We start from the raw sequence: 8518 nt of genomic DNA on the forward strand, positions 1-8518 counted from the left end.
GCGCTCTGTTTATTGTTGATTTTTAGTCAACAACATTTTGCATATTCCTGTATTTTTCCGCAACAATTAAAGTAGCAAAATACACTCAATCTCAGAAAATAAAGTGAAATCCAGTATGACAAACATCGTTCCTCAATTTGGTGTAGGTACTTTCCGTTTAACAGGGCAAACTGTGATTGATTCGGTGAAAACAGCATTAGACGTTGGTTATCGTGCTGTAGATACTGCTCAAATCTATGGCAACGAAGCAGAAGTCGGTCAGGCCATTGCAGAAAGCCATATCCATCGTGATGATTTGTTTATCACAACAAAGATATGGACAGATCATTATCAAGCCGACAAACTTATTCCAAGCCTTAAAGAGAGCTTACAGAAGCTGGGTACTGATGCTGTCAACTTAACCTTAATTCACTGGCCTGCACCAAGTCTAGGAATTTCTGTTACAGAAATGATGCACAACCTGTTAGAAGCGAAAAAGCTGGGCTTAACTGAACATATTGGAATTTCAAACTTCAATATCGACTTATCGCAACAAGCCATTACTGCTGTAGGACTTGAAAATATTGCCACCAACCAAATTGAACTTAGCCCTTATTTACAAAATGATAATTTGGTGAGCTTTTTACAATCACAAAATATTGATGTGACCTCTTATATGACTTTGGCGTATGGCAAAGTTTTAAATGACCCAACGTTAACTGAAATTGCCAAACAACATCAGGCTTCTAGCGCTCAAATTGCATTGGCATGGGCGTTGCAGAAAGGGTTTGCTGTCATTCCGTCGTCAACTAAACGTGAAAACTTAATTGCCAACTTAAAAGCGCAAGAGATTCAATTATCTGCTGAAGAAATGCAATTAATCGCGCAATTGGAACGTAATGGCCGTGAGGTTGATCCTGAAAACTTAGCACCTCAGTGGGATGTTTAATTCGCCAATGGAGTAAAAGTGATTTAAAGCGGAACAAATCTTGGCTCAGGCTTTGATTAGCAAAGTTTGATTGCTAGGTTTTGCTTGCTAGGCTTCGAAATACACTTTACCCCTTTTGCTCATGGCTTAGCTTGCTTCGCAAGATTGTTTCTTGCGAAGCTTTATTTTGTCACTTCATCAAAATAGCGGCTGAAAAGTAAAGATCGTCATTAACTTGATTGCTTGAACGCTGTTACACGCCATCATTTTCAATATGTTGTATATTTGAGATTTCTCATGAAATTAAATTTTCCCTTACTCGCCTTGGCCATTGGCGCTTTTGCAATAGGAACAACAGAATTTTCCCCTATGGGCTTTCTTCCCCAAATTGCAGAAAATTTGAATATTTCAATCCCAACCGCAGGTATGCTGATTACCGCTTATGCACTCGGTGTCATGATTGGTGCACCGTTTATGACCTTATGGTTTGGACGGTTTCCACGACGTAAAGCGCTTATTTTAGCCATGATTATTTTTACCATTGGCAATATTCTCGCTGCAATTGCTCCCAATTATTGGGGCTTAATGGCCGCTCGAATTCTGACCAGCCTCAATCATGGGGTGTTTTTCGGGATTGGTTCTATTGTTGCAACAAGCGTCGTACCTAAAGACAAACAAGCCAGTGCAGTTGCCACCATGTTTATGGGCCTCACCATTGCCAACATTGGTGGTGTGCCTTTAGCCACATGGGTTGGGCAGAATATTGGCTGGCGTATGTCATTTGCAGCAATCGCTTTACTCGGCGTGATTACCATGTTGTCGCTATGGAAAGCCTTGCCTGAAGATAAAGCAAGCCAACGTCCAGATGTCAAAGCGGAATTAAAAGTGCTGACTCGGTTGCCTGTAGTTCTTGCATTGCTCACCACGGTGATGAGTGCAGGTGCAATGTTTACCCTATATACCTATATTGCGCCTAGCCTACAAAACATCACCCATGCAAGTCCGATGTTTATTACCTTGATGCTGGTACTGATTGGGATTGGCTTTTCAATTGGTAATCACTTAGGTGGAAAATTTGCAGACTTGTCACTGACCAAAACATTGACCAGTTTCTTACTGTTACTAATGGTGAGCATGTTGCTGTTTCCAATCCTGGCTCAAACTCAAATTGGTGCAGCATTGGCACTGATTGTCTGGGGAGCTGCAGCCTTTGCAGTGGTCCCACCTTTACAAATGCGTGTCATGTCTGTTGCTCATGAAGCACCTGGATTGGCATCCTCTGTGAATATTGGTGCATTTAATTTAGGTAATGCTTTAGGTGCAACAGCTGGTGGAGCAGTATTGAGTATGGGGATGAGTTATGCTGCAGTGTCTATTGCAGGTGCGGTACTCACAGCTTTAGGGTTAGTGCTAGTTTTTATTCAAATGAAAATGAATAAAGCATCTGTACGGCAGTATAGTCATTCAGCGTAGTGATTAACAATCGTCACAAAGACTACAAGTAACCTTTCTTTCTATATCAACACATTGAGAAAGGTTACTTTCAATATTTAAATGAGCGGAAAGATCTGCCAAGCATTATTTTTTCAAATATAGCGTTGTTTCGTCAGTAAGGTCTGCTTCTGGATTATTGATCTAATAACGCCTATTTTAAAATATCAGGCAAAGCTGTAAAGGGTTTATTCTTTGCCAATTCTGTTTTCATTTTCTGCAACATCTGATAAGGCTGCTGTTCAACCAAAATATTGGTTAAGCTTGCAGGAATAGAGCCTTCTGGATTGGCGTGTCCAGAGGTAATGACTTTGACTTTATTGGCACCCAGTTTTTGAAAGGTCCAATCACCTGAATAATCTTTTAAACGCACATAGTCAGGATTCACTGCTTTGCCTTGCTGAATCGCAGAGTTTTTAATAAAAATACTGCCATTTGCATCTTTAGACATGGTTCCTTTAACCACCATATCTCGATCTTTTAACGGAAAGGGGAAATCTAAAACCATATAAATGCTGAATTCGCCTTTTTTATCATCGCGAGATAACACTTCAGCTTTGGCAACATTGGGGACCCATTTCGGTGAGTTTTTGACGTCCAATACCAAAGCAACAGCACGATCAATCGGCACGTCTAATATTGTTTCAGCTTTATAAGACAACACAGAATTACTGGCATCCTTGTATGTCCATACCTGAACGTTATTCTTATTCAAACTTAATTTAGCATTGCTTGGTAAAGCAGCTTGTGTAGTCAGGCCAAAAGCACTGATTACACAAGCAAATAACATCACTGTTTTTTTCATTTTTGAATGTTCAAAATTTGACTAATTGTTTTAATTCTATCGCATCAGATTTTAAGCTTAAATATCATTTAAGCCTAAAACGTCTTTCATATCGTATTTTTTTGCATCTTTGCCGACAACCCAAGCAGCTGCACGTACAGCACCTGCAGCAAAATTCATACGATTCGTGGCTTTGTGTGTCACTTCCACACGCTCACCTTCGCCAATAAACATCACTGTATGTTCGCCTACAATATCACCACCACGAATCGTTTCAAAACCAATGGTTTCACGTTCACGTGGACCTGTATGCCCCTCACGACCATAGACAGCAACTTTCTTTAAATCGCGCCCCAGTGTGTCAGCAACAGCTTCACCCATCATCAGTGCAGTACCTGATGGTGCATCTACTTTATGACGATGATGTGCTTCAATAATTTCAATATCCACAGTATCGCCAAATACTTTAGCTGCCAGCTCAAGTAATTTAATCGAAACATTCACACCCACTGAGTAATTTGCAGCATAGACAATCGGTGTCTGAGTCGCAGATTGATTTAACAGCTCTTTTTGTTGATCCGAAAAACCAGTTGTGCCAATCACCATCGCAACACCAGCAGCACTGCATAATTTTAAATTATGTTCAGTTGCAACAGGTGCAGTAAAATCAATTACCACATCCACATCGTTGAGGATCTCTTCTAAGTTGCCAACCACTTTAATCCCCACAGCACCAATTCCTGCAAGCTCTCCTGCATCTGCGCCAATTAATGTGCTTTCTGGACGCTCTACTGCAGCAGCAAGTTGAAAACCAGCTTGTTGTACAGCTTGAATCAATGTACGGCCCATACGGCCACCTGCACCTACAATACCAATGCGTGGAGCTGCTGACATACGTTATTCCTAAATCTGAATTTGAAAATTTGGCTCTACTATAACAAAACTCGGTTCTAAGACGACGTTTCAATATAAAAAAATACTGCAATCTTTTTGCTTGCTTTGGGATCTTGTGCGCTCATTGATCCAAAATAGCCTGAACGAATAAATAGATTAATTTTATAAAACATATCGATAAAACTTTGAAAAATTTAAAACTTTTCAAATCTATTTCATCAAAATGCAAGAATCCCACAGCAGACTACATGCCACGAATGAAAATAATATGGCTTATAAGGAGATCAATATGCATTCGAATAAAATGGCTTTCGCTCTGGTACTCGGCATGATCATGACAAATGTTTGGGCTGAATCAGCGCCTGCAACAACATCAGCAACAACTGAAGAAAAAACGCTTGCTCAACCCAATAGCAACACAGCATCTGAACCTCAAACAGAAGTCCGTGTTGAAGATATTGATGCACCAATCATCGAGTAATAAGCACCTATTTTTCAGTGGTTGAGGGTATGTCCAATATCTTCGACCTGTCTTTTTAAATAGCTCAATTCAATTGTAATCATCATCATAAAAATCAGACGCTACAGCTAAACATCAACACTTATTTTGTTTGTAAATCATCTAAAAAATTCTTGAAATGTGTATTAAATTACAGCTAAAAATAACTAAAAAGCAAAATTTAAATTTTCAGATCTATTAAACTAAAGACGCTTGGATGCAATCATAAAAAGCAAATATCAGAGGAAATATCATGCAACTCAAAAAAATCATTTTAGGATTGATGATGACTACAACTGTTTCACTCCTTTGGGCCGAAGACACCCCCCCACCTACCGCTCCATCATCAGAATCATCGATATCAGCAACAAATCCCGCGGTAATCCTCCCCCAAGATGATAATTCAATAGATGCTGCCCCGGATGACAACGAATTTGATTTATCACCATAGGATCAAGCATCAAAATAAAAAAACGGAGCAACAAGATCTGTTGCTCCGTTTTTACCTATTCAATGTTTAGCTTGCTAAATGAAAAGGTCTAAACTCAATTAGTCAAATAAACGATCGAAGAAAGATTTTTTCTTCGGTGACGATTTATTATCATCACTTTCCATCGTGGCTTGAAGTTCTTTCAATAGCTCACGTTGGCGGCTGGTCAAGTGTACAGGTGTTTCTACCACAATACGGCAAAGTAAGTCACCTTGCATACTGCTACGTACAGGTTTTACCCCTTTACCACGTAGTCGGAACATTTTACCTGTTTGTGTACCTTCAGGTACCTTCAAACTTACACGACCATCCAACGTTGGAATTTCAAGTTCTTTACCTAAAGCAGCATCTGCGATACTGACTGGCACATCCATATATAAGTCTGCACCATCACGTTGGAAAATATCGTGCTCACGCACTACGACTTCAACGTATAAATCACCAGATTGACCATCACGGATTGCTTCACCTTTACCGGTTAAGCGAACGCGATCACCATTATCAACACCTGCAGGAATAGTAACTTCAAGTGTCTGCTGACGATCTGATACACCTGAACCATGGCATTTGCTGCATGGATTTTTAATAATTTTACCTTGTCCACGACATGTACTACATGTCTGCTGAACAGAGAAGAAGCCCTGTTGCATACGCACTTGACCTGCACCATGGCAAGTCTTACAGGTTTCTACATCATTTGGATTTTTTGAACCTTTACCATCACACACATCACAAGGTGCTGGTGCAGTAAAGGTAATGGTTTTCTTAACGCCTCTCACCGCTTCTTCAAGCGTTAATTCCATAACATAGCGCAGGTCGGAACCACGACGCGCACGTTGCTGACCACGGCCACCACCGCCAAAAGCGCCACCAAAGATGTCACCAAACTGACTGAAAATGTCTTCGGCGCTGAAACCGCCACCAAAGCCACCGCCGCCCATACCACCTTCAAAGGCGTTATGACCCATACGGTCGTACATGCTACGTTTTTCACCGTCAGAAAGAATTTCATATGCTTCCGCACATTCTTTAAACTTTTCTTCAGCTTCTGAATTGTCAGGATTACGATCTGGATGATACTTCATCGCCAACTTACGGTAGGCTTTTTTAATTTCATCATCACTAGCGGTTTTAGCAACACCTAAAACCTCATAATAATCACGTTTAGCCATGATTGGCGATGCTCCACAAAATTTGATAATACTTCTATGCAGAGTAAATTGGGGGCGATGTTATTTTTTACAAGCGTGAAATGTGGTTTTTTTTAAAAAACAGCTTTTTTCTGCAAATATTTAGTAAAACCTTTGAGCCATGTATTGAGTAAATATAACCACGCAATGGCGCTAAATACCACACCTGCCACAGTGCACGCTTTTACCCAAATGAAACTGTCCCAATAGAAAAAGATTAACGGAATAAACCATAGCGCAGCAAAGGCTGCCAAAATCAAAAAAATAAGAGCATTGCGCATAATCCACAACGCTTGCGCATGTATCCATACCTCTGCATTATCTGCCACTGCTACTTTACGTGCTAACCAATACGCCAACACGGCTGTAATCACCGTAAACAATGCGAGAAACATAAACAAATAAGAGCTCGTAATAAATTTACGATGCTGTTCTGGATTTGTTTGCCCCATGGGTGTTTTTGACCTCAAATTTATTGCATACCAATTTACTTATTATGCAATAAAATTTCCTATGTTATTTTCTGTTAAAGATTAAGTGCTACTATATTGAAGTTTTCAATTTTTCGCACCTAATATTCTCAACAATTTATGTATTTTCTGTAGTTTTTTTAATCTTAAACCAAGTCGCATACAGCGCTGGTAAGAAAAATAACGTTAAAAGTGTCGCAATAATTAAGCCGCCCATAATCGCCACTGCCATTGGTCCAAAGAAAATACTTCGAGAAAGCGGAATCATGGCCAATACAGCTGCCAAGGCGGTGAGAATAATTGGACGGAATCGACGAACTGTTGCATCCAAAATCGCATCCCATTGATTCTGCCCAGCTCGAATATCTTGTTCGATCTGATCAATCAAAATCAGTGAGTTACGCATAATCATTCCAGATAATGCAATAGTACCTAGCATTGCCACAAAACCAAAAGGCTTATTGAATAAGAGCAGGAATAAAACCACCCCAATTAAACCTAAGGGCGCTGTCAAAAATACAATGAATGAGCGAGAGATACTCTTTAACTGAAGCATCAGCAAAGTAAAAACCACCGCAAGGAATAATGGCATACCTGCATTCACAGAGGTTTGCCCTTTTGCGGACTCCTCTACCGCGCCACCAACTTCTAGCAAATAACCACTGGGTAATGTTGTACGAAGCTGATCCATTTTTTCAGCCAGTTCATTGACTACGGTTGCAGGCTGTAACTTTGTTCGAATATCTGCACGTACGGTAATGGTCGGTAAACGATTGCGGTGCCAAATCAAACCATCTTCAAATTTATATTGAAGTGTAGCGATTTGCGCCAAAGGTACGGTGGCGCCTTTACTTGTTGGAACAGCAAGACTGGATAATGCTTCAACATTGACACGTTCGGCTTGATCTCCTCGGATACGAACATCAATCAGCTCACGTTTTTCACGATATTGATTGATAATTGCACCCGATATTGAACTGTTTAAAAAATTCGCCAAATCTTCTGAGGTCACACCCATTTGACGGGCACGGTCTTGATCAATCACTAACGAAATAATTTTACTTTGCTCACCCCAGTCCAAATGAACATTTGCGGTATTTGGATTTTCACTAACCAGTTGAGCAACTTTTTGTGCTTCCTCACGAACAACTGCAATATCTTCACCCGATACACGAAATTGCAATGGATAGCCGACTGGAGGACCATTTTCTAATAAAGAGACACGGATACGCACCTGTGGCAATAATTGGCGGATTTGCGTATCTAAGGATTTACGAATTTCATCACGATCATCCAGTGAAGATGCTAAAACCACAAATTGTGCAAAACTGGCTTGCGGCATTTGTTGATCTAAAGGCAGATAGAAGCGTGGTGTACCTGTCCCAACATACGCAACATAATTATCAATGCCCTTTTGCTTGGATAAAAATGCCTCAACTTTCTTCACTGCATCTTCAGTTGCAGTCAGTGATGCACCTTCTTCTAGTTTTAAATCGACCAAAATTTCGGCACGGTTTGAAGACGGGAAAAATTGTTGTGGTACAAACTTAAACATCACCACAGACAGGACAAATACCCCAACCGTAATTGAAATGACGGTTTTTCTATAAGTCACACACCAGTTCACCAACTTTCGAAAGCTTTGATAAAATTTAGATTGATACGGGTCAAAATGTTCACCGTTATGATGAATCACAGGCTGAGGTTCTGGTTGCTTGCGTAATCTTGCCAAAAGACGCTGATACCACGGAGCTTTTTGCGGTGTTTTGTTAAAATCTGGAAGTAATTTATCT

9 protein-coding genes are annotated in these 8518 nt (G+C 40.3%); 4 read left to right on the forward strand and 5 right to left on the reverse strand.

What is annotated here, in order from left to right:
* The first annotated feature begins 115 nt into the window (after positions 1–115).
* Together dkgB and AC4CUY_RS22260 are read left to right on the forward strand one after the other, a co-directional pair.
* Positions 116–928: a 2,5-didehydrogluconate reductase DkgB gene (gene dkgB, locus AC4CUY_RS22255; RefSeq protein ID WP_490774729.1), complete on the forward strand. Its 813-nt coding sequence runs from the start codon at positions 116–118 to the stop codon at positions 926–928.
* Between the two features lie 276 nt (positions 929–1204).
* Positions 1205–2380 (forward strand): MFS transporter, encoded by a 1176-nt coding sequence (locus AC4CUY_RS22260; RefSeq protein WP_336952557.1) that lies wholly within the window; start codon positions 1205–1207, stop codon positions 2378–2380.
* Between the two features lie 172 nt (positions 2381–2552).
* Here the strand turns inward: AC4CUY_RS22260 and AC4CUY_RS22265 are convergent, their stop codons facing one another.
* Positions 2553–3203, reverse strand: coding sequence for an START domain-containing protein (locus AC4CUY_RS22265; RefSeq protein WP_336952558.1), 651 nt, complete (start codon positions 3201–3203; stop codon positions 2553–2555).
* Between the two features lie 57 nt (positions 3204–3260).
* Positions 3261–4076, reverse strand: coding sequence for a 4-hydroxy-tetrahydrodipicolinate reductase (gene dapB / locus AC4CUY_RS22270; protein ID WP_336952559.1), 816 nt, complete (start codon positions 4074–4076; stop codon positions 3261–3263).
* Between the two features lie 289 nt (positions 4077–4365).
* Here dapB and AC4CUY_RS22275 point away from each other — a divergent pair, with 289 nt between their 5' ends.
* Both AC4CUY_RS22275 and AC4CUY_RS22280 read left to right on the forward strand, forming a co-directional pair.
* Positions 4366–4557, forward strand: a complete 192-nt coding sequence (locus AC4CUY_RS22275) for a hypothetical protein (RefSeq protein WP_336952560.1) — start codon at positions 4366–4368, stop codon at positions 4555–4557.
* A 271-nt stretch (positions 4558–4828) separates the two neighbouring features.
* Positions 4829–5026, forward strand: coding sequence for a hypothetical protein (locus AC4CUY_RS22280; protein WP_490774730.1), 198 nt, complete (start codon positions 4829–4831; stop codon positions 5024–5026).
* Between the two features lie 98 nt (positions 5027–5124).
* On the opposite strand, the gene dnaJ is transcribed toward AC4CUY_RS22280, so the two are convergent.
* The 3 genes from dnaJ to AC4CUY_RS22295 form a co-directional block, all read right to left on the reverse strand.
* A complete protein-coding gene (gene dnaJ, locus AC4CUY_RS22285; protein ID WP_004718844.1) occupies positions 5125–6237 on the reverse strand; it encodes a molecular chaperone DnaJ in 1113 nt (370 codons plus the stop codon).
* A gap of 92 nt (positions 6238–6329) precedes the next feature.
* On the reverse strand, positions 6330–6707 hold the full coding sequence (locus AC4CUY_RS22290) for a hypothetical protein (protein ID WP_004718846.1): 378 nt from the start codon (positions 6705–6707) through the stop codon (positions 6330–6332).
* Positions 6708–6843: 136 nt separating this feature from the next.
* The coding region (locus AC4CUY_RS22295; protein ID WP_490774731.1) for an efflux RND transporter permease subunit at positions 6844–8518 on the reverse strand (1675 nt) is incomplete at its 5' end.

The sequence above is a fragment of the Acinetobacter sp. 778_lipA genome, assembly GCF_058242985.1.

Bases quoted from the DNA above. Each gene is read 5' to 3' on its own strand.
- dkgB (WP_490774729.1), top strand. From the start codon at position 116: ATGACAAACATCGTTCCTCAATTTGGTGTAGGTACTTTCCGTTTAACA.
- AC4CUY_RS22260 (WP_336952557.1), top strand. From the start codon at position 1,205: ATGAAATTAAATTTTCCCTTACTCGCCTTGGCCATTGGCGCTTTTGCA.
- AC4CUY_RS22265 (WP_336952558.1), bottom strand. From the start codon at position 3,203: ATGAAAAAAACAGTGATGTTATTTGCTTGTGTAATCAGTGCTTTTGGC.
- dapB (WP_336952559.1), bottom strand. From the start codon at position 4,076: ATGTCAGCAGCTCCACGCATTGGTATTGTAGGTGCAGGTGGCCGTATG.
- AC4CUY_RS22275 (WP_336952560.1), top strand. From the start codon at position 4,366: ATGCATTCGAATAAAATGGCTTTCGCTCTGGTACTCGGCATGATCATG.
- AC4CUY_RS22280 (WP_490774730.1), top strand. From the start codon at position 4,829: ATGCAACTCAAAAAAATCATTTTAGGATTGATGATGACTACAACTGTT.
- dnaJ (WP_004718844.1), bottom strand. From the start codon at position 6,237: ATGGCTAAACGTGATTATTATGAGGTTTTAGGTGTTGCTAAAACCGCT.
- AC4CUY_RS22290 (WP_004718846.1), bottom strand. From the start codon at position 6,707: ATGGGGCAAACAAATCCAGAACAGCATCGTAAATTTATTACGAGCTCT.